The following is a 20275-nucleotide window of genomic DNA, read 5'->3' on the forward strand; positions in this document are numbered from 1 at the left end:
ATTTTGTGGGTGCCACACACCCTGTGGGAGCGGGCTTGCTCGCGAAGGCATCACCGCGGTTTGCCAGACTGACCGCGCTGTCTGCATCGCGAGCAGGCTTGCTCCCACAATAATCTCAGCAAGTTTTGAGCTTTGTGGGTGCCACACACCCTGTGGGAGCAGGCCCGCTCCCCCAAAAAAACCACATTCAAGCGTCCTCAATATTAACCAACCGGCGCATATGCACCCGGTCGTAGTACTCCTCCCCCACCCGAATCGCGCAATCTTCCAGCCCCGACTGCGCAAACCCGCAACGTTTGTACAGCGCCAGCGCCGCAGGGCTACTGGCGCTGACGCTGAGTTGAAGCACTTTGATTTCCGGCTCTTGTTCGGCCAAGGACAGCACTGCCTGCACCAGATCTTCACCCAGCCCTTGCCCGCGAAAATCCTTGGACACATACAAACCAAACAGGGTGGCCATATGCTGGGCATCTTCCCAGGGCTCGAAAGCCAGGCCGACAATCCCCACCAGTTGCGAATCGACAAAGGCACCAAACAGGGTACTCAACTCATCATCAAGCTGTGATTCCCACCAACTCAGCGGCAATTTCTCACGCCGAGTAATGCTTGAGACAAACGCCTCAGGGTGCAGTTCGTAGGCCTCCAGCATCAGCTGGCGATAGGCCTTGGCGTTTGAGGGGGCAAGCAGTTCTATAGCCATTACACGTCCAGATCATGCGGTTTTACGTTGTTCCAGCATCAGCCTCACTGCCAGTGCAGCCAGCACACAGCCCATCACATAACGCTGCGCGGCCAGCCACAGCGGATTGCGCACAAACCACACGGCAATGCCGGAAGCGAACAGCGCAATCAGCAGGTTAACAGTGAAGCTGACGCTGATTTGAGTCAGGCCCAATACAATACTCTGAGTCAACATCGAACCGTGCTGCGGGCTGATAAATTGCGGGAAAACCGACAGATAAAACATCGCCACCTTGGGGTTCAGCACGCTGGTCATAAAGCCCATCAACACCAGTTTTGATGATGAGTCCGGTGCCAGCTCCTGTGCCTCAAAGGGTGAGCGGGCACCAGGCCTGACCGCTTGCCAGGCCATCCACAGCAAGTACAGGGCACCGGCCCACTTTAGTGCTTCATAGGCCATCGGCACCGCCAGAAACACTGCCGTGAGCCCCACTGCCGCAGCAAACATATGCACAAAAAACCCGGCCACCACCCCAAGTAATGAGGTGACCCCGGCCTTGCGGCCCTGGCAGATCGAGCGCGAAATCAGATAAATCATGTTCGGACCCGGCGTCAACACCATCAGCAGGCAGGCCGCTGCAAAAATCAGCAAGTCATGGCTCGGGATCATGGCGCAGCCCTGGTCAGCAACGTATTGCGATAAAACGGCAAGACCAGATCCCGGGTCAAAGGCGCCAGTACCAGGCCACCATCACCGTCAGGGTCGATCCATTGCACTTCTTCAATTTCCGCAGCCGGGGTTACAGGCTCGCTGATCTGCAGCAGAAATAACTCGGCCTGCACCTCAAAACCCGGTTCATTGACCGCGGGGGCGGCAAAATGGCCCAGGTACACAGCGCTGGCAGGGTCGATCACCAGCGCCAGTTCTTCTTCCAGCTCACGGGCCAGCGCACTGACAGGCAATTCACCGGTTTCGATCTTGCCACCGGGCTGCATAAAGGCCTGAGTGCCGCGTTTGCGCACCAGCAGGGTTCGACCATCGGGGCCGATCAATACTGCAGCGGCAATACGAATGGTCTTGGGTGTTACCTCGGTGAAGTGTTCTAGAGAAGTCACAAAAATCAGCCAGCCAGGTAGGAAGTGCACAAAGGATCACATGCCTCAGCGAGCCTGAAAATACACAGATGGCACTTTTACCCTGACGTTCTGTATGAAGCGCCCGACTTTGGTCGGGATGCTGCCACAGATGAAATCCCGTTCAATGAATAATCTGACAGGAAGATGGCATTTGCGTGATACATGACCAACACTCCCCCCTGCAAACCTCCGACTCAAAGAGAGGGTTCTATTGTCCTTTTTCTGTTCTCAACCACTTCAGGCGTCACCGCCTGACGGAACAGACCAGCCTGAAACAGGAAACCGTATGAGCCTGTCACTGCTAAGCCGTTATGCGTTTTTTGCATTCTGCGTCATCTTCACCCTCGCCAGCCTGCCGTTTATGCACCATGAGTGGTTATGGCCCTTTACCGCCATTACCCTTGCCCTGAGCCTGCTGGGCATTTTCGACCTGCTGCAAAGCCCCCATGCGGTGCGCCGCAACTACCCGATCCTGGGCAATATTCGCTATCTGGTGGAAGCCATCCGCCCGGAAATCCGCCAGTACCTGCTTGAGTCTGACAGCGACGCGCTGCCCTTCTCACGGGCTCAACGCTCGCTGGTGTACTCGCGGGCCAAGAATGAAAGCGCCGATAAACCCTTCGGCACCCTGGTTGACGTCTACCAGCCCGGCTTTGAATTTATCGGCCACTCCATGCGCCCGGCCCCGCTGACCGACCCCACGAGCTTTCGCATCGTGGTGGGTGGCCCACAATGCAGCCAGCCGTACTCGGCGTCGATTTTCAATATTTCAGCCATGAGCTTTGGCTCGCTCAGCGCCAATGCCATTCGCGCCCTGAACCAGGGCGCCAAGCTCGGTAACTTTGCCCACGACACAGGGGAAGGCAGTATCAGCGCCTATCACCGTGAGAACGGTGGTGACCTGACGTGGGAACTGGGCAGCGGCTACTTCGGCTGCCGTACCGCTGACGGGCGCTTCGACCCCGAGCGCTTTGCTGCCCAGGCCCGCACGCCACAAGTGCGGATGATCGAGATCAAGATGAGTCAGGGCGCCAAACCGGGCCACGGCGGTATCTTGCCCAAGCACAAGGTCACCGAGGAAATTGCTACAACCCGTGGTGTGCCGATGGGCGAAGACTGCATCTCGCCTTCGCGCCACAGCGCATTCTCAACGCCGATAGAGCTGATGCAATTTATCGCGCAGTTGCGTGAGTTGTCCGGCGGCAAACCCGTAGGCTTCAAGTTTTGCCTGGGTCATCCCTGGGAGTTTATGGGCATCGCCAAGGCCATGCTGGAAACCGGTATCCTGCCGGACTTTATCGTCATCGACGGCAAGGAAGGTGGCACCGGCGCCGCCCCCGTGGAGTTCACCGACCATATTGGCGCACCGCTGCGCGAAGGCCTGTTGTTCGTCCACAACACCCTGGTGGGTCTGAACCTGCGGGACAAGATCAAGCTCGGCGCCAGCGGCAAGATTGTCAGCGCCTTCGATATCGCCAGCGTCCTGGCCATTGGCGCCGACTGGGCCAACTCGGCCCGTGGTTTTATGTTCGCCATCGGCTGCATTCAATCGCAGTCCTGCCATACCAATAAATGCCCCACCGGCGTGGCTACTCAGGATCTCCTGCGCCAGCGTGCCCTGGTAGTGCCGGACAAGGCCCAGCGGGTATTCCAGTTCCACCGCAATACCTTGAAGGCCCTGGCCGAGATGCTTGCCGCGGCCGGCCTGGAACACCCGGCACAACTGTCGGCCAAACACCTGGTACGCCGTATGTCCGCTACCGAGATCAAACTGTTCTCGCAACTGCATGTATTCCTCAAGCCCGGCGAACTGCTGACCGGCGAGGTCAATGGCGAATTCTATTCGCGCATGTGGCAAATGGCCCGAGCGGACAGTTTTGAGCCCAACGATATTGCGGCAGCCTGAATCGCTTGCTGCTGACACCGGGTGGGAAATGACCACCCGGTTTGGCTGTTAATACAGTGCAGGTATTAGATATATATATATCAGGACTAAATACTTGCTTAACCGGACACCAGCCCTATCCACTTTTTAGACTTTTTAGCGCCCCACTTCCTTTATAAACTCAGGAGACATTTAACAATACGGATATTGACCCATGCCAGATACCACTCCGGCTCTTGATGCATCAACGTCGCCTGCCCCCGACCTGCATAAAGTTGGTATACACCATGACTTTATCAAAACACATGCTGCGTCTGTACCCACGCACTTGGTAACGCATTTAAACAGCCTCACCTTCAATCTGCCTGAATGGTTTACCAAGGCAACACGCCAGCAGCGTCATAATCTTAAATATTCGCAGCATCTGAATCAGCAATCGTTTGGCGCCGTCAGTCATTACCTGGATCAAATCAGCACCGTAGAAGCCTTTGCAGCCCCCTTGCTGGAGCGCGGCATAAAAGAGAAATTCGGTATTACCTGCGACGTCAAAAAAAACGTCATCACCATCACCACACTTAACTGGTTCACCAAAGAAGTTGAACGTTCGACCACCCAAACACTTCTGCAAGCCGCGCTGCATAACTTTACCGCCGACCAGGCCGAACCCGAGGGCATCCCGAAATACTCACATTTGTGGGACTACAAATCACGCAGTTCCAGCGGCCCACCCCCCAAAAGGATAGATATCGAGCCGGTAGATTTTGCACGCCTGTGCCGTGAACTGGATATCGGCGGTCAATATCAAGCTCACCTGAATGCTCTGTTCAACCCACCCGACACGTCTGAAAGAACACGACTGGAACAAGCCTTTATCCAGCATGAACGCAACACTTTAAGGCTGCAGGCTGATATTGCCCTGATTAAAGGGGACATTGCTCAAAGCACACACTCAACCCTGATCAACTACTGCAACAGCGACAACCCCCCATTATTCAATGGACGGCCACTCACCTGTCACTCGCTGGCTCTGGACGATATTCATTTCAGCTCAATGATCCTTACCCACGGCACCCCCATCGAGGCCGATCGTCGCTGCATTGTGTATATACCCGGCGACCCGATAAGTTGCCTCAAGGAATACCCCAGCGCCCGGCAGGCAGCTGCCGGATTGATGGACAAGCTGAAAGAACAAAGCTACCGGAATTTCTTTGTCCAACTGGCACCACAATACCAAAAACTTAAACTGACAAAACGTTTGAACAACCACTTTATCAATGATGTTCGCGACCCGTTTGAAATGCAGTTCAAGCCGATCCAGCACAACCTGTTTGACTACTTGTACACGCAAAAAAAACAGCAACTCTTGCGCGACGCTTACTTTCTGGCAGTGCCTACAGCGGCTATCAACCGACTCTCCCTGATTGAGCGTGTCGAACATTATTTCGATGCAGCACTCAATGTGCTTAATGTGGCGGCACTGTTTATACCCGGCCTGGGTGAGGTGATGGCCGTGGTCTTTGCCGCGCAGGTCATGACCGATATTTATCACGGCATTGAAGCCTGGGAGCAAGACGAACAAGCCTTGGCCTGGTCCTACACCAAAAGTGTGCTAATCAACCTCGCCTTTGTTGCAGCCGCCGGGAAACTGACCAGTGAAGTGGCCAAACCGGCCCTTGTTGAAAAATCCCCCTTTGTTGAAGAACTGGATGTCATCACCACGCCAGAGGGTAAAACCCAACTGTGGAAGCCCGACCTCAAACCCTATGAGCACGACATCAGTTTTGACTCATCGACAAAACCCGACAACCAAGGGCTGTATTACCGCGGCGATAAAAACTACCTGAAACTCGAAGGCAAGCATTATCAAGTTGAAGCCGCTGCCGATGGCAGCTATCACCTGCAACATCCTGAAATCCCGGATGCCTATGCCCCGTTAATCACCAGCAACAGTCAAGGCGCCTGGGTGCATGAAGCAGAAGAGCTGACACGCTGGGACGAACCCACTTTTGTACGACGCCTGGATGCTGCACTTCACGACCTGAGCGACAAGCAGGCTCTCGACATGCTGCATGCCGCCGACGCTGATGCAACCCATCTGCGCCAGACCTTTATCGATCAGCAGCCGCCTCCTGCACTGCTGGACGATTGCATCCAACGCTTTGACACCAATCAAAACCTGGATCACTTCATCGCCCAGATGCGTGCCGCAAACATGAATGCCGATCCGTCCCTGCAACTACGAGTGCTGACGGCCCCCGCTATATGGCCACGCACCAAAGCGTTGCGCATCGTCGACAACGCTGGCAAGACCATCGCGGAATACGGCACCCACGCCACTTTACACTTGCCCGTTATTCAAGTGCTCGACAGCCAGGTGCGCCAGGGGGAACTGTTCAAAACCATACTGCAATCACTTAACACCGATGAAATCAGATCCCTGGTCGGACCTGATCCGCTCACAGGTGGTGTGGTGTACGAACTTGACGAACAAGTCCGGCAACTGGGCCTGAGGATTGCCGAGCACAGCGAACAGATGCGCGAGTACTTGTTCGCCTCCCAGTACGGCCTGACCCAACACTCCGACGACCCTCTGGTAAAACGCCTGGTCGATACCTATCCGCTACTGCCGCTCAGCGCAGCCAATGAGATGATCCGTGCTGCTACATCAGCCGAAATCTGGCAGTTGGCGGATGGCACCCGTATCCCCCTGCGTCTGCAGGAAGAAGCCCGCACATTTGTTGAACAGACCCGACTGATGCGCGCGTACGACAGCTATTTCTTTGGTTACAACACCACCGCAGATACGCAAAAACTGATTTTGCACAGCCTTGAGCGGATGCCTGGCTGGCCCACCAACCTGCGCCTTGAAGTGCGCGAGCACAGGCTTTCCGGACGCCTGCTGGACCATGTTGGTACGCCAGACGCGCCGGTTCGTAAAGTACTGGTCAAAGAGGGCAACCGCTACAGCACCTACAACGGCCACGAACAAATGTTGCACGGTCTGGATGATATCTACGCCTCGGTACTCCATGCGCTGCAAGACGAGCAGCGTGCCGCGCTGGGCTTTCCCCATACAGGCCAGGGTCAGGCGTTAAAAGAGGCGTTGACCGCTCGGGGGCCGATGGACCGCCAAACATTGAGACGGGTATTGGGCATTCAACCCACCACCCTGAAAACCGAATCGCCGCTGCAACTGGCCAAAGGCCGTGAAGGTTACCCTGCCGTTGAGGTAGAGCCCGCACGCTGCGGCCGCGCGCCTTTTGCCTGTTTCCCGGCAAACCCGAGACGGATCAGGCACCTGAAGTCCAAGCTGTTCCCCATGCATACCAATGAAGTTGTTGAGCGGTTTCTGGAACTTGAGAGTCTCTACAGCCGTGCAGGCCTGTCCCGGCTTGAGGCCCTGAACAAAGAGTTCAAAGACCTCAAGAACACCCTCGACGACTGGATCAGCGGGCCGCTGGAAATGGTTCAGGTCAGCGAGAACCATATACGTCCCGTCCATATCAGCGACAAGACCCGTGTTGCCAATAAAATCATCCGGTGCTGGCAGCGAAGCTCCGGACTCGGCGGAGAACACCCTGGAGCCAGGCTCAATATCAGCGATATCAACCTCGCCAAATTGCCCGTTCTCAATGCCGACTTCAGCCACGTCACATCATTGCAAATGAACGATATGTATCTGCATGGCAGCATCGATTCATTCCTCGCTCACTTCCCCAATCTGCAAGAGCTGAGATTTGAATCGGCGCACTTGAGAGAACTCCCGCAATCACTGTTTAACCTGCAGGCGCTGAAACAGCTCCACCTGCCGTACAACCGGATCACACTCACATCTGAAGCCGCAGGCAAGCTGGCCACCCTGAAGAATCTGCGGATAGTCAACCTGAGCAACAACCCCCTGGGCGCCATACCGGATTTCAGCCAAATGTCGGAGCTGGCGCGCCTGAACCTTAAAAAAACCGGACTCAGCCAATGGCCAGCAGGCGTTGAGCATCTGGAACGGCTGACACACCTGGATCTGCGCGAAAACAACCTGACAACCCTGCCAGAGGGCTATTTCCAGATACCGGCGCAACGGCTGGCAAACACATTTTTGCACGACAACCCCTTGGACCATTCGACCTTTGAAGCGGTCAATGCCTACAGAACCCGCCTGGAACTTCCCCTTGAGTCACGTGTGCATGCGCCAGCACCCAGCCTGCGGGTCAATTTATGGCTCGATCGCACTTTGAGCGAGTCTGAACGGGCACTTAAAACAGACCTTTGGGCAGCATTGGAGGCAGAACCCCATTCCGAAAACTTCTTCAGGGTCATTCGCGACCTGGTCGCTTCAGCGGACTATGAGCGCGACCGCCAACAGTTGACCGAGAGGGTCTGGAAAGTACTGGAAACCACTGCCGAAGACGCTGGGTACCGGGAAGAAGTGTTTGCAGCATCCCTGGAAAACGAAACCTGCGTTGACCGCACTTCGACGATTTTCAGCCGTTTCGGCTTCAAGTTTTTACTGCGCGAAGCATTGCTGGCTGAAGGCAGTACTAAAGAAACCAAATTGCTCAAGCTGATGAAGGGCCGCGTGCGTTTACTCGAACTGGACGATATTGCCGAAACGCAAATTGCCTTGCAGAACCATGCCTATGAGACGGCCGTGAGCGAAGGCGTACTGTCGCCTCTGGAAATACAAAACCTCAAACCTGACGAGCTTGAAGTGAAGCTGATCTATCAAGTGGATCTGGCGCAACGCCTCGAGCTGCCCTGGCAACCGGCGCATATGCGATTCCGGGATCTGGCCAAAATATCCCCGGCACAAATCGAGGAGGCTTATGAGATTGTATTGAATCAGGAAGCCATACCCGGTTACATGACCAAAAAACTGCTTGCCGAAGGCATCTGGCGCGACTTTATCGAGTCGGCTTACAGCAGCGAAATCAAGAACACCAACGTACTGCTTGAACAACGTCATCACGACCTGGAAGCACTTCAGGAAAAACAGCAGGAGTGGGTGGACACCATGGGCAGCGATGACACCCAGGCGCGGGCCCTGCTGCAAGGTGAGTTAAAACAGCTGGCACAACGGCTGGTTATTGATGAGGCCAGAGTTTTTACCGGCGAGCCGATGGCGGATGCCGATTATTACGACGAGCTGGAAAAACTGGACCAGCAGAAAAAGAAAACCCTGGAGCGCATTACCCAACGAATCCTTAATAAAAAACCTCTGGAAACCATTCTAGAAGAGTGATGGCTACCCTTCGGTAACAAATCGCTACAATCCACGGGCTTTGCATTCAGGCCCTATAACCGTCACCCTGCGCGCCGCCAACAGGTGGCGCGCATTTACCACTGCGCCCATTTTTTATTCAATCTTGATCTGAGTACTCGCCGTGATACTTAACGGACGCGACCACCGCATCGATTTCTTTCGCGGGCTGGCGCTGATTTTTATTTTCTGGGATCACATCCCGCACAACCCGCTGGCAGAACTGACTGTGCGCAACTTCGGCCTCAGTGATGCGGCGGAAATTTTTGTGTTTCTGGCCGGTTATGCGGCCGTGCTGGCCTACGGAAAAATTGCTCAACGCGACGGGTTTATGGTCGCCAGCGTAAAAATCCTGCGCCGCGCCTGGGTGCTGTATGTGGTGCATATCTTCCTGCTGGCGGTGCTGATGGGCATCGTGTTTTATGCCAACAGCCACGTTGAAACCCGGGACCTGGTGCAGGAGATGGGCCTGCAGTATTTCCTGAGCAACCCGCAACAGGCCCTGACTGACGAGTTGCTGCTGCGCTTCAAACCCAACCTGATGGACCCCCTGCCGCTGTATATCGTGCTGTTGCTTGGCTTGCCGCTGGTGCTGCCGGTACTGCTGCGCAAGGCCCTGTATGTGGTGACTGTATCCCTGGGGCTATACCTGCTGGCGCCGGTGTGGAACCTGGCAGCGCAGGAAGGCGGGGTGTGGTTTTTCAACCCTATGGCCTGGCAGTTCCTGTTTATTCTGGGCGGGGCGGCAGCTATTCACGGGCAGCGTGCCAAGGCTCCTGAGACACGGTCATTGGCACGCCAGCCTCTGTTTGTGGCAGCAGCGGTATATCTGTTGATCACCGGTTTGCTGGCCCTGTCATGGAAATGGCCACAGTTTCACGACGCGCTTATGCCGCTATGGCTGGGAGAACACCTGTATCCGATCAGCAAGACCAATCTGTCACCGGTACGTTTGCTGCACTTTTTGGCCCTGGCTTACGTATCGGCAAAAGTGGTGCCCCACAGTGGCTGGCTCAACAACTGGTTTGCCCGCCAGACCTGTCGCATGGGCCGCTATTCACTGGAGGTGTTCTGCCTCGGTGTGATCCTCGCGCCACTGGCCGACATGCTCAATGCCCTGGGCGGTGACGAGTTCGTCATGCAGCTGTTCAGTGCCTTGATGGGCGTGGGCATCATGGCCGTGCTGGCCGCCTGGCTGGACTGGAACAAACGCTTGGGCATACCTGCAAAGGTCACAACCAAACCCTGAATGTCAGTCATAAAAAAACCGGTCAACAGACCGGTTTTTTTATGTGCAGGCATTCAGATCAATTGACAGATTGGCCATCAGCCGCTGTTGATTGAGTCGGCTGCAGCTTGAACACATAGAACAGCACGGTCAGCAGGATCAAGAAAGCCGGGCCTACAAACAGGGCGATTCGGGTTTCTTCGAAGTAGGCCATAAGCCCTACTACCATCAACAAGAAACCCAATGCCGCGTAAGAACTGTACGGATATAGCCACATACGGTACTTGAGGGCTGCGGCTTCCTGCGGGCTCAGGTTCTTGCGGAAACGCAGTTGCGCCAGCAGGATCATCAGCCAGGTCCAGATCGCGCCAAAGGTCGCAATGGCCGTTACCCAGACAAACACCTTCTCCGGTGCCATATAGTTAAGCACCACACCCAACAGCAACACAGCAATCGACAGCAACAATGCCTGACGCGGCACACCGTTTTTCGCGGTGGTGGCAAAGTTGGCCGGAGCCTGGCCGTTTTGCGCCAGGCTGTAGAGCATGCGGCCAGTGCTGAAAATGCCGCCATTGCACGACGACAAAGCCGCCGTAATGACCACGAAGTTGATAATACCAGCCGCCGTCTTGATCCCCAGACGTTCGAAGGTCATCACAAACGGGCTGCCCGATGTGCCGATTTCGTTCCACGGGTAGATCGACAGGATCACGAACAGTGCGCCCACGTAGAACAGCAGGATGCGCCAGAACACTGAACCGATTGCACTCGGAATGGTCTTTTGCGGGTTCTTGGCTTCACCGGCAGTCAGGCCGATCATCTCGACACCGAGGTAGGCGAACATCACCATTTGCAGGGACATCAGCACGCCCTGGATGCCATTAGGCAAGAAGCCACCGTGGGCCCAGAGGTTGGAAATACCCAGGGCAACGCCATCATTGCCGAAACCGAACGCGATAATGCCGATACCGCCGAACACCATCGCAATGATGGTGACGATCTTGATCAGGGCAAACCAGAACTCGAACTCACCGAACGCTTTAACTGCGATCAGGTTGATCGAACCCATGCTCACCAGTGCCGCCAGAGCCCAGATCCAGCGCGGCACATCGGGGAACCAGACGCCCATATACACCGCCACTGCAGTGATTTCGGCAACACAGGTCACCAGCCACAGGAACCAGTAATTCCAGCCGGTCAAGAAGCCAGCCAACGGGCCAAGATAATCCTGGGCGTAGCGGCTGAACGAACCGGCTACCGGGTTGTGCACGGCCATTTCGCCGAGTGCGCGCATGATCACCAAAATGGCCAGGCCACCGATGATATAAGACAGCATGATGGCCGGACCGGCCATTTCAATAGCTTTGGCCGAGCCCAGAAACAGGCCTACGCCGATACAGGCGCCAAGCGCCATCAGGCGAATATGGCGTTCGCCCAGTTCGCGTTTGAGGGGACCGCCTTGCACGCTGTCCGCGTGGGGCTGGTGGTTGCCGACTGGCATAAAAGTACAACCTCGTATTGTTATTGGGTATGCATCAATAGAGCGCTCGAAAAGACCGGCGGATCACCCGTCTTGCCTCCTGATCAGCCCAGGCTTTGTAGGCCGTTAGATCAAAAGAGAAATGCCCTACTGAGATCGGCGGCGAGTATTGCACAGGGTTGGTGCACAGTCATGCCCCTACCTAGGACCTATTTACCTGTCGCGAGGGCTCTATCCCTACACTTACAAGGGAGATCCAATTGGCTACGGCAAGCGAATCCGGCATCAATGGAAGCCATAAACAAACCATTGCCTACAGAATTATCAGATAAGGCGCACAAAATTTTCACCTGCATCCGCCAGCGTCTACGCTTCTATCAAGCGCAACCAAGATGCGTACGTGGATCTGTCGACTATGGGCGTACTGTGGAACTCCAACTCCAGTAAGACGACGGTGTCATCAGCAGTAATGGACGATGCTGTACCCCCGCCGCAACCTCCTGAGCCAAGGCGTTATGGGTGGCTCGTGTTCGGGCTGATCGTACTGGCCGCATTGGTTGTGCTCGGGTTGGTGATTGCCCAGGAGGTGCGCAGCTCCAGGCTGCAAGCCCGTGAGTTCAGCCGCTTTGCCGCGTCCCTGAGCTATTCGATGCACGCAGGGCCCAGCGACGCGATGCTTTATCCCGGTGACGGCCCCTTCGATAAGCGCTTGGGGTACAGCGCATTGGGCGACTTTCTGCCGCGTCTTTTAAAGCGTGACTACGTCATCACACAACAAAGCCGCTTTTCGCCAGCGCTATTGAGCTATAGCGAGAAAGGGTTTTTCGTACCTTATTCGGAAAAAATCCAGACCGGGCTCTCGATCACCGATTGCGCAGGCAGCTCGCTCTATCAATACAATTACCCGCAGCAGTTGTATTCAAGCTTTGCCAGCATTCCCCCACTGGTGGTTCACAGCTTGCTGTTTATTGAAAACCGCGACTTGCTCAACCCTGAGGAAGCCCAGGCCAACCCCGCAGTGGACTGGCCACGTTTTGCCATGGCCGCCTACTCCCAGCTCGCCAAGCTCCTGCACCTGCCGGGGCAATCCGCAGGTGGCAGCACCCTGGCCACCCAGCTTGAAAAGTATCGGCACTCACCCGATGGGCTGACGCTGTCGGGAGGCGAGAAACTGCGCCAGATGGTCTCGGCCAGCGTGCGAGCGTATCAGGAAGGCCCGCAAACACTGCCCGCCCGGCAAAAGGTCGTACGCGATTATCTCAACAGCGTGCCGCTGTCGGCCGTACCCGGCCACGGTGAAGTCCACGGCATGGCTGAAGGGTTGCGGGTGTGGTACGGCGCCGACTTCAATCAGGTCAACCAGCAGTTGAGCAGTACCGCCACTGATCCAAAAAGTCTGGCACTAAGAGGCTTGGCCCTGCGCGAAGTGCTGTCATTGATGATTGCCCAGCGCAGGCCCTCACACTATCTGGCCAGAGGCCGTGACGAACTGGCACAACTGACCGACAGCCATATACGCCTGCTGGCGCAAAACAACGTGATCGACCCTGCCTTGACTGCGGCTGCACTCGCCAGTCAGGTGACCTACCGCGACTGGGCGCTTGCGCCGACCATGCAGCCGAACGAAACCAACAAAGGCATCAGTGTGGCCCGCAGTCGACTGTCCGCACTGCTCCAACGACCGCTGTATGACCTCGATCGTCTTGACCTCTCGGCCACCAGCACCTTGCAAGGCGATTTACAGGGTCAGGTCAGTGACTACCTGCGCCAATTGGCAGACCCCGCCTTTGCAGAAAAAATCGGCGTGCTGGGCCCTTACCTCTTGACCCCTACCAGCACTGCACAAGTGCGCTACAGCTTTACCCTGTTCGAACTCACCCCGGACGGTGCACGCGCTCGGGTACAAACTGACAGTACCGACCAGCCCTTCGATATCAATGAGGGTAGCAAGCTTGAGCTGGGCTCAACCGCCAAGCTGCGGGTACTGACCACCTACCTGCAAATCATTGCAGAGCTGCATGATCGCTATGCCGCCCAATCCGGCGCCACACTGAAAAAAAACCAGATCAAGGATCAAGACCCTCTGACTCGCTGGGCTCTGGGTTATCTGATCGAAAACCCCGGCGCCAAACTTGCTCCCATGCTCGATGCCGCACTCAACCGCGAGTATTCGGCCAACCCCGACGAAGGCTTCTTCACCGGTGGCGGCATGCATCGCTTTCACAACTTCCGCAGCCAGGACAATAACCGCGTCGCAACGCTGCGCGACTCGATACGCGAGTCGATCAACCTGCCCTTTGTGCGCCTGATGCGCGACGTGGTGCGCTACACCAGCTATCAGTCACCCACCAGTAACGCCGAGCTGCTCAGTGACGACCGTAACCCGTTACGCCAGGAGTATCTAAGCCGCTTTGCCGACCGTGAAGGCACGACGTTCATGCTCAAGTTCTGGAAGAAGTACCGCGGCAAAGACTCCAAGGCCCGCCTCGATACTTTCCTCGACAGCATGCACCCTACCGCCATACGCATATCGGCAGTCCATCGCTATCTGTTTCCCAGCTCGGATCAGGCCACCTTTAACCGGTTTGTACGCTCACACCTGAGCAGCGACAAAATCACTGACGAGCGGCTCACCAAACTCTATCAAGGCTACGGCCCCGGGGCCTACAACCTGCCTGATCAGGGCTACATTGCCAAAGTCCACCCGCTGGATCTGTGGCTGCTGGGGTATTTGCTCAACAACCCGCAGGCCACATTCAGCCAAGCAGTCAGCGCCAGCGAGCGTGAGCGTCAGGAAGTTTACAGCTGGCTGTTTAAAAGCCGGCACAAGAGCGCCCGCGACAGCCGCATCCGCACCATGCTGGAAATCGAGGCTTTCCTCGATATCCATCAACGCTGGCAGAAGGTCGGCTACCCCTTCGACCATCTGGTGCCTTCCCTCGCCACCGCGCTGGGCAGCTCCGGGGATCGTCCGGCTGCGCTCTCCGAGCTGATGGGGATCATTCTTAACGATGGCGTACGTTTGCCGGTGTTACGTATCGATACCCTGCATTTTGCCGCCGATACCCCCTACGAAACCCGCCTGGTCAACGACCCCGACAAAGGTCTGCGCGTCATGCCAAGCGAAGTCGCCACGGCCCTGCGCGAAGCCCTCTCACAAGTGGTGGATGCAGGTACCGCGCGCAGGGTTTCAGGCAGTTTCAAACTCGACGATGGAACACCACTGGCCATGGGCGGCAAGACGGGTACGGGTGATAACCGCATCGAGAGCATGGGAGCTGGCGGAAGGATTCTCAGCTCCAAGTCGATCAACCGTACTGCAACCTTCGTGTTCTATATCGGCGAGCATCACTTCGGCACCTTGACCGCCTTCGTACCGGGGCGCTCGGCCGAGGCGTTCAAGTTCACCTCGGCGTTGCCGGTGCAGGTGCTCAAGGGCATGGCACCGATCCTCACGCCCTACCTGCAACCTGGCACCAACACCTTGTGCACTGCGCCAGCGGCGGCACAAACCGTAGCGAAGTAACCCCCTTAACATTGCCACACCTACAACCCCTGCGGAATGATGAGAATCATTACCGTTCGTCGCCTGCCTTTAGACACTTCTTAAGATATATCTTAAGTTGTATCTAACTTGCAGAGAGGACGAAGAGAAAATGAGAGAACATCATCCCCACCACCGCGAACATGGCGCGGGTCAAGACGGTTTCGAAAAACGCACCGGCCGTGAACGCGGCGGGCGCGGCCCCCGAGTATTCGCTCCCGGCGATTTGAAATTGCTGCTGCTGGCGCTGATCGCCGAGCAGCCTTGCCACGGCTACGACCTGATCCGCCAGATCGAAGGCCTGTTCGACGGCGCCTACAGCCCGAGCCCCGGCGTGATCTACCCCACCCTGACCTTTCTTGAAGAAAGCGAAATGATCCAGGGCGATGCTGAGGGCGGAAAAAAACGCTATTGCGTGACCGACCTTGGCCGCCAGTCCCTGGCTGATCAAGCCATTGCCCTGGACGGCGTGCGCATGCGCATCGATGTCAGCAAGCGCTCTTTGCGCGGCCATGACCGCCCCGCCGAAATTCACGAGGCCGTGCACAACCTGCGCCACGCCCTGCAAATGCACCATGGTCGCTGGAGCCCGGACGAGATCCTGCGGGTACGCGACTTGCTCAACAACACCGCCAAAGCCATCGTCGATGGCCCTGTCACTGCCCAGCCTGCGCAGGAGAACGCTGAATGAATGCCGCAAACCCTCAGACCATCCACCGGGTCATGCATGAAATCAAACGTCGCAAACTTGAAGTGCTGCGGGTGGTCGAGCTGACCCCGCGCATGCGCCGCATTACGCTAGGCGGGCCTGAGTTGGCGGGTTTTATCAGCCTGGGCAGCGATGACCACGTAAAGCTGTTCTTCCCCCAGACAGTCGAAGAACAGGCGGCACTGGAAAATCTGCAATTGAGTGCCGGGCTCAAAGGCAACGTCATGCCGCCCATGCGCGATTACACCCCGCGCCGTTATGACTTGAACACCTTTGAGCTGGATATCGACTTTGTGCTGCACGGTGACGGCCCTGCCGCCAGTTGGGCTGCTCAGGCTCAGCCGGGCCAGTACCTGCATATCGGCGGGCCACGGGGTTCGATGGTGGTGCCGGATATCTTCGACAGCTACCTGCTGGTCGGTGATGAAACTGCATTGCCAGCCATCGCCCGCCGCCTGGAGGAGCTGCCTGCCAATCGCCGTGCCCTGGTGGTGATCGAGGTAGAAAACGTCCTCGAGGAACAACCGCTCAACAGCGCGGCCTCGGTCGACGTGATCTGGGTGCATCGCGATGCGCCGGGCGAGGACCTGCTCAGCACTGTTGAGGGGCTGAAGATTCCGGCTGGCGAGTTGTACGCCTGGGTCGCCACCGAAAGTGCACTGTCACGCAAAGTACGCAGAGTGCTGCTGGACACCCATGGTTTGAATGAAGAGTTCGTCAAAGCTGTGGGCTACTGGCGCCTGGACGACAGTACAGAAGAATAAGAAACGCTGTGGGAGCGGGCTTGCTCGCGATACAGGCGACGCGGTTTATAGGCCAGACCGAGCCGATGCTATCGCGAGCAAGCCCGCTCCCACAAAAGCACGCGCAGTATCAAGGCTGTTGCGCGCGCCACCGGTCCACCGCCACCACAAGCAGCGCCACCGCCACAAACCCCGCCAAAATCCCGCTCGCATTGATAAACGTCTGCGCATAGCCCAGCTTTTCAACATCCACAAACGGGTACGGGTAAACGCCCAGCAGATGCCCGCGCAGCAGGATATAAGCGAAGTACACCAGCGGATACAGCATCCACAACCCGACATGACTCCAGCGCAACACGCCTTTGGGCACATAGAACCACCAGTACAACGCGTACAGCACCGGCATCACATCGTGCAGCACTTCATTGGCCAGCCATTGCAGGCCTTCGGGTTGCCAGAGCTGGCGCAGCAGCAGGCTGTACGCCGCTCCCACCACGATAATGCTGACGGCAATGCCACTGGCGACCCACGGCTGCAAGAAAAACGCCCTGCACCTGGACGGCCGGGTGTCTGCTGCATAGGTCAAAACGATGGCCGCCAGGGTGTTGGTGATAATGGTGAAGTAGCTGAAGTAACTCATCAGCCCGCCCACCAGACTGGCGCCACTTTCCCAGCGGGCAAACAGCACCAGCTCAAGCTGAATCGCCAGAGCGCCCCAGCCCAGTATCGCCATCACCGCGCAAAGCCTGTGCTTTGACAAAGCACTCATACGCAGATCAAAGCTCGCGTTTGCTGCGGGCGTACTTCACATACAGCCGCTCTACCTTTTCCCGCGCCCATGGTGTTTTACGCAAAAACGTCAGGCTCGACTTGATACTCGGGTCGCTCTTGAAGCAACGAATATCAATGCGCTCGGCCAGCCCTTCCCACTCGTAATGCGCCACCAGCGCAGTGAGGATCTGTTCCAGCGTCACGCCGTGCAATGGGTTGTTGTTGGGTTCAGTCATGCCTGGCCTTTAAAGCAAAAGAGAGAAAGCCGCGCACCTTAGCCGAGCACCTGCTCAGGGGGAAGTGCATTCGGTACAGGGCAAGTCTAGCGCTGACTCAAGGCCGGAATGAAAGTTCCGCTTGGACAGCATTAAAGTGATGTTATATTGTAACTATAACTTTCATATTAAAGAGCGCTCAGCGCCGCTTTCTTTCGTCACCTTGCCAAGGAACTTGCAATGTCCTCCCCTGCTTTCCCGCTTCACCTGCGACGACTTCGACTTACCCCGCTCGCTACTGCTCTGTTACTCGCCTCCCCGGCCTACGCCCTCGAACTGCAACCCCAAGTCATTACCGGCAACCCTCTGGGCAACAGCCAACTGGCGTCGCCGACCACCGTACTGGAAGGCGATGACTTGACCCTGCAACAGCAAGGCAGCCTCGGCGAAACCCTTAACAAACAGCCTGGAGTGTCGTCTTCCTACTTCGGCCCGGGCGCCAGCCGACCGATCATTCGCGGCCTGGATGGCGACCGTATTCGTATTTTGCGCAATGGTGTCGGCGCGCTGGATGCTTCCTCGCTGTCTTACGATCACGCCGTGCCGCTGGACCCGGTCAACGTTGAACGCATCGAAATCGTGCGCGGCCCGGCGGCCCTGTTGTACGGCGGCAATGCCATCGGCGGCGTGGTCAACACCTTCGACAACCGCATCCCCACCGCAGCCATCGACGGTATTCACGGTGCCGGTGAACTGCGTTACGGCGGGGCAGATACCACGCGTAGCAGTGCGGGCAAACTGGAAGCCGGTGATGGCACCTTCGCCCTGCACCTGGATGCCAACGCCCGCGAGTTCAATGACCTGAAAATCCCCGGCTATGCCCGTAGCCGTCATGCCCCTGAAAGCGAAGACAGTGACGAGAAAAAAGGCCGTCTGGGCAACAGCAATGGCCGGCAGGATGGCGGCGCAGTGGGTGGTTCCTACACATGGGAAGACGGTTACGCTGGCCTTTCCTACAGCACTTATGACGCCAACTACGGCTCACCTGCCGAGCAGGATGTACGCATCCGCATGAAGCAGGATCACTACGCCTTCGCTTCAGAAATGCGCAATCTGCAAGGCCCCTTCAGCTCGCTGAAAATCGACGCCGGATACACTGATTACGAGCACCGCGAAATCGAGGGCGGCGAAGTCGGCACCACCTTCAAAAACAAGGGTTACGAAGCCCGCGTTGAAGCGCGTCATGTGCCGATCGGCCCGCTCGAAGGCGTCATCGGCGCTCAGGTCAATCGCAACGAGTTCTCGGCCCTGGGTGAGGAAGCTTTTGTACCGCAGACCGACACCAACAGCGGCGCACTGTTTGTGCTCGAAGAATGGCAAGCTACCGAGCACCTCAAGCTCAGCCTCGGCGGGCGCCTGGAACACACCGTGGTCGACCCGGATGCCAAGGGTAACGAGCGCTTTGCCGCCGCCGACAGCTCGCAGAGCTTCACCGCGGGCAGCCTGTCATCAGGGGCAGTCTTCACCCTCACCCCGATCTGGTCGCTGGCCGCCACATTGGGCTACACCGAACGCGCGCCAACCTTCTATGAGCTGTACGCCAATGGCGCCCACGTGGCCACCGGTACCTATGAAGTGGGCAACGCCAATCTGTCCAAGGAAAAAGCCGTAGCCAGCGATCTGGCCCTGCGCTTTGACAACGGCACCCACAAAGGCAGCGTGGGCGTGTTCTACAGCCACTTTTCCAATTACATCGGCTTGCTGAACACCGGTCGTACGCTTAACGACGAAGGTGAACCCGACGCAGACGGCATCCCGGAGTACACCTATTCCGGAGTGCGGGCGCGCTTCACCGGCTTTGAAGCCAAAGATCACTGGAAGCTCGGCGAAAGCGCCTACGGCAAGTTTGCTCTTGAACTGTCAGGCGACTACACCCGCGCGACTAACCTCGACACCGGCGAGGCCTTGCCACGCATTGCCCCGCTACGCCTGAGCAGCGGCCTGCTGTGGGAACGGGATCGCTGGCAAGCACGTATCGACGTCGAGCATGCCAGCAATCAGGGCCGCGTACCGGCCAATGAATCCGGCACCGATGGCTACACCACCTTGGGCGCCAGCGCCGGTTATCACTTCGATGTGGGCAGCAGCCAGTGGCTGGCATTTGTCAAAGGCGATAACCTGACCAACCAGACCGTACGTTATGCCAGCTCAATTTTGCGAGATATTGCACCTGCCCCGGGGCGTGGCATTGAGTTCGGTTTGCGCACCACGTTCTAAGCAAACTCGCACCCACCTGCAGGCGCTGGCTTGCCTGCGATGCAGATGCCCCGGTCTGTCAGGTAAACCGAGGTGATCCCATCGCGAGCAAGCCCGCTCCCACAGGTCCGCAGTACACACATAATCTGGCTCCATACATAATCACCCTGTGGGAGCGGGCTTGCTCGCGATGGCGATCGACGCAGTTCTTCAGATAAACAGCGACGTTTACATCGCAGGCAATCCCGGCCGGGGATCGGGGCTAAAACCACAAATTGGCAATGTTTTCTAAACGCCGCGTCTAGTGCGTATTTCCCGCTAAAAGCCCCGAACATGAGACAAAAAGCCCCTGAGACGAACCGTCGCAGCACA

The 20275-nt window shown here is 57.0% G+C and carries 13 protein-coding genes; 7 read left to right on the forward strand and 6 right to left on the reverse strand.

Translation table 11 applies throughout. The annotated features are described in order from the left end of the window. Positions 1 to 187 precede the first annotated feature (187 nt). From ACZRMH_RS20315 to ACZRMH_RS20325, 3 genes are read right to left on the reverse strand one after another with little or no spacing between them, the layout of a single operon-like run. On the reverse strand, positions 188 to 700 hold the full coding sequence (locus tag ACZRMH_RS20315) for an N-acetyltransferase family protein (RefSeq protein WP_464014966.1): 513 nt from the start codon (positions 698 to 700) through the stop codon (positions 188 to 190). 12 nt (positions 701 to 712) lie between these two features. Further along, positions 713 to 1351 (reverse strand): LysE family translocator, encoded by a 639-nt coding sequence (locus ACZRMH_RS20320; RefSeq protein WP_464014967.1) that lies wholly within the window; start codon positions 1349 to 1351, stop codon positions 713 to 715. Beyond that, on the reverse strand, positions 1348 to 1797 hold the full coding sequence (locus ACZRMH_RS20325; protein ID WP_464014968.1) for an NUDIX hydrolase: 450 nt from the start codon (positions 1795 to 1797) through the stop codon (positions 1348 to 1350). The genes ACZRMH_RS20320 and ACZRMH_RS20325 overlap by 4 nt, the downstream gene beginning before the upstream one ends. Positions 1798 to 2104: 307 nt before the next feature. Between ACZRMH_RS20325 and ACZRMH_RS20330 the strand changes: the two genes are divergently transcribed. The 3 genes from ACZRMH_RS20330 (at position 2105) to ACZRMH_RS20340 (ending at position 10206) form a co-directional block, all read left to right on the forward strand. Then, positions 2105 to 3724: an FMN-binding glutamate synthase family protein gene (locus tag ACZRMH_RS20330; protein ID WP_464014969.1), complete on the forward strand. Its 1620-nt coding sequence runs from the start codon at positions 2105 to 2107 to the stop codon at positions 3722 to 3724. Positions 3725 to 4031: 307 nt separating this feature from the next. Beyond that, on the forward strand, positions 4032 to 8939 hold the full coding sequence (locus ACZRMH_RS20335; RefSeq protein ID WP_464014970.1) for a dermonecrotic toxin domain-containing protein: 4908 nt from the start codon (positions 4032 to 4034) through the stop codon (positions 8937 to 8939). A gap of 145 nt (positions 8940 to 9084) precedes the next feature. Next, positions 9085 to 10206 (forward strand): OpgC family protein, encoded by a 1122-nt coding sequence (locus ACZRMH_RS20340; RefSeq protein WP_464015003.1) that lies wholly within the window; start codon positions 9085 to 9087, stop codon positions 10204 to 10206. 58 nt (positions 10207 to 10264) lie between these two features. On the opposite strand, the gene ACZRMH_RS20345 is transcribed toward ACZRMH_RS20340, so the two are convergent. Then, positions 10265 to 11686: an amino acid permease gene (locus ACZRMH_RS20345; RefSeq protein WP_464014971.1), complete on the reverse strand. Its 1422-nt coding sequence runs from the start codon at positions 11684 to 11686 to the stop codon at positions 10265 to 10267. 394 nt (positions 11687 to 12080) lie between these two features. Between ACZRMH_RS20345 and ACZRMH_RS20350 the strand changes: the two genes are divergently transcribed. From ACZRMH_RS20350 to ACZRMH_RS20360, 3 genes are all read left to right on the forward strand, one after another. After that, complete coding sequence (locus tag ACZRMH_RS20350) at positions 12081 to 15191, forward strand: transglycosylase domain-containing protein (protein ID WP_464015004.1); 3111 nt, start codon at positions 12081 to 12083, stop codon at positions 15189 to 15191. Positions 15192 to 15321: 130 nt separating this feature from the next. After that, positions 15322 to 15900: a PadR family transcriptional regulator gene (locus ACZRMH_RS20355; RefSeq protein WP_464014972.1), complete on the forward strand. Its 579-nt coding sequence runs from the start codon at positions 15322 to 15324 to the stop codon at positions 15898 to 15900. Then, entirely contained in the window at positions 15897 to 16682 is a 786-nt protein-coding gene (locus tag ACZRMH_RS20360) for a siderophore-interacting protein (protein WP_464014973.1), read from the forward strand. The genes ACZRMH_RS20355 and ACZRMH_RS20360 overlap by 4 nt, the downstream gene beginning before the upstream one ends. 109 nt (positions 16683 to 16791) lie before the next feature. Here ACZRMH_RS20360 and ACZRMH_RS20365 read toward each other — a convergent pair whose 3' ends face one another. Next, positions 16792 to 17430 (reverse strand): Pr6Pr family membrane protein, encoded by a 639-nt coding sequence (locus ACZRMH_RS20365; RefSeq protein WP_464014974.1) that lies wholly within the window; start codon positions 17428 to 17430, stop codon positions 16792 to 16794. A 7-nt stretch (positions 17431 to 17437) separates the two neighbouring features. Then, positions 17438 to 17668: a VF530 family protein gene (locus ACZRMH_RS20370; RefSeq protein ID WP_153377795.1), complete on the reverse strand. Its 231-nt coding sequence runs from the start codon at positions 17666 to 17668 to the stop codon at positions 17438 to 17440. Between the two features lie 219 nt (positions 17669 to 17887). Between ACZRMH_RS20370 and ACZRMH_RS20375 the strand changes: the two genes are divergently transcribed. Further along, positions 17888 to 19924 carry a TonB-dependent receptor gene (locus ACZRMH_RS20375; protein ID WP_464014975.1) on the forward strand — a complete coding sequence of 679 codons (2037 nt, stop codon included), beginning with the start codon at positions 17888 to 17890 and terminating at the stop codon, positions 19922 to 19924. The last annotated feature ends 351 nt before the right edge of the window (positions 19925 to 20275 follow it).

It is taken from the genome of Pseudomonas sp. B414 (assembly GCF_055408445.1).

Bases quoted from the DNA above. Each gene is read 5' to 3' on its own strand.
- ACZRMH_RS20315 (WP_464014966.1), bottom strand. From the start codon at position 700: ATGGCTATAGAACTGCTTGCCCCCTCAAACGCCAAGGCCTATCGCCAG.
- ACZRMH_RS20320 (WP_464014967.1), bottom strand. From the start codon at position 1,351: ATGATCCCGAGCCATGACTTGCTGATTTTTGCAGCGGCCTGCCTGCTG.
- ACZRMH_RS20330 (WP_464014969.1), top strand. From the start codon at position 2,105: ATGAGCCTGTCACTGCTAAGCCGTTATGCGTTTTTTGCATTCTGCGTC.
- ACZRMH_RS20345 (WP_464014971.1), bottom strand. From the start codon at position 11,686: ATGCCAGTCGGCAACCACCAGCCCCACGCGGACAGCGTGCAAGGCGGT.
- ACZRMH_RS20350 (WP_464015004.1), top strand. From the start codon at position 12,081: ATGGGCGTACTGTGGAACTCCAACTCCAGTAAGACGACGGTGTCATCA.
- ACZRMH_RS20355 (WP_464014972.1), top strand. From the start codon at position 15,322: ATGAGAGAACATCATCCCCACCACCGCGAACATGGCGCGGGTCAAGAC.
- ACZRMH_RS20360 (WP_464014973.1), top strand. From the start codon at position 15,897: ATGAATGCCGCAAACCCTCAGACCATCCACCGGGTCATGCATGAAATC.
- ACZRMH_RS20365 (WP_464014974.1), bottom strand. From the start codon at position 17,430: ATGAGTGCTTTGTCAAAGCACAGGCTTTGCGCGGTGATGGCGATACTG.
- ACZRMH_RS20370 (WP_153377795.1), bottom strand. From the start codon at position 17,668: ATGACTGAACCCAACAACAACCCATTGCACGGCGTGACGCTGGAACAG.
- ACZRMH_RS20375 (WP_464014975.1), top strand. From the start codon at position 17,888: ATGTCCTCCCCTGCTTTCCCGCTTCACCTGCGACGACTTCGACTTACC.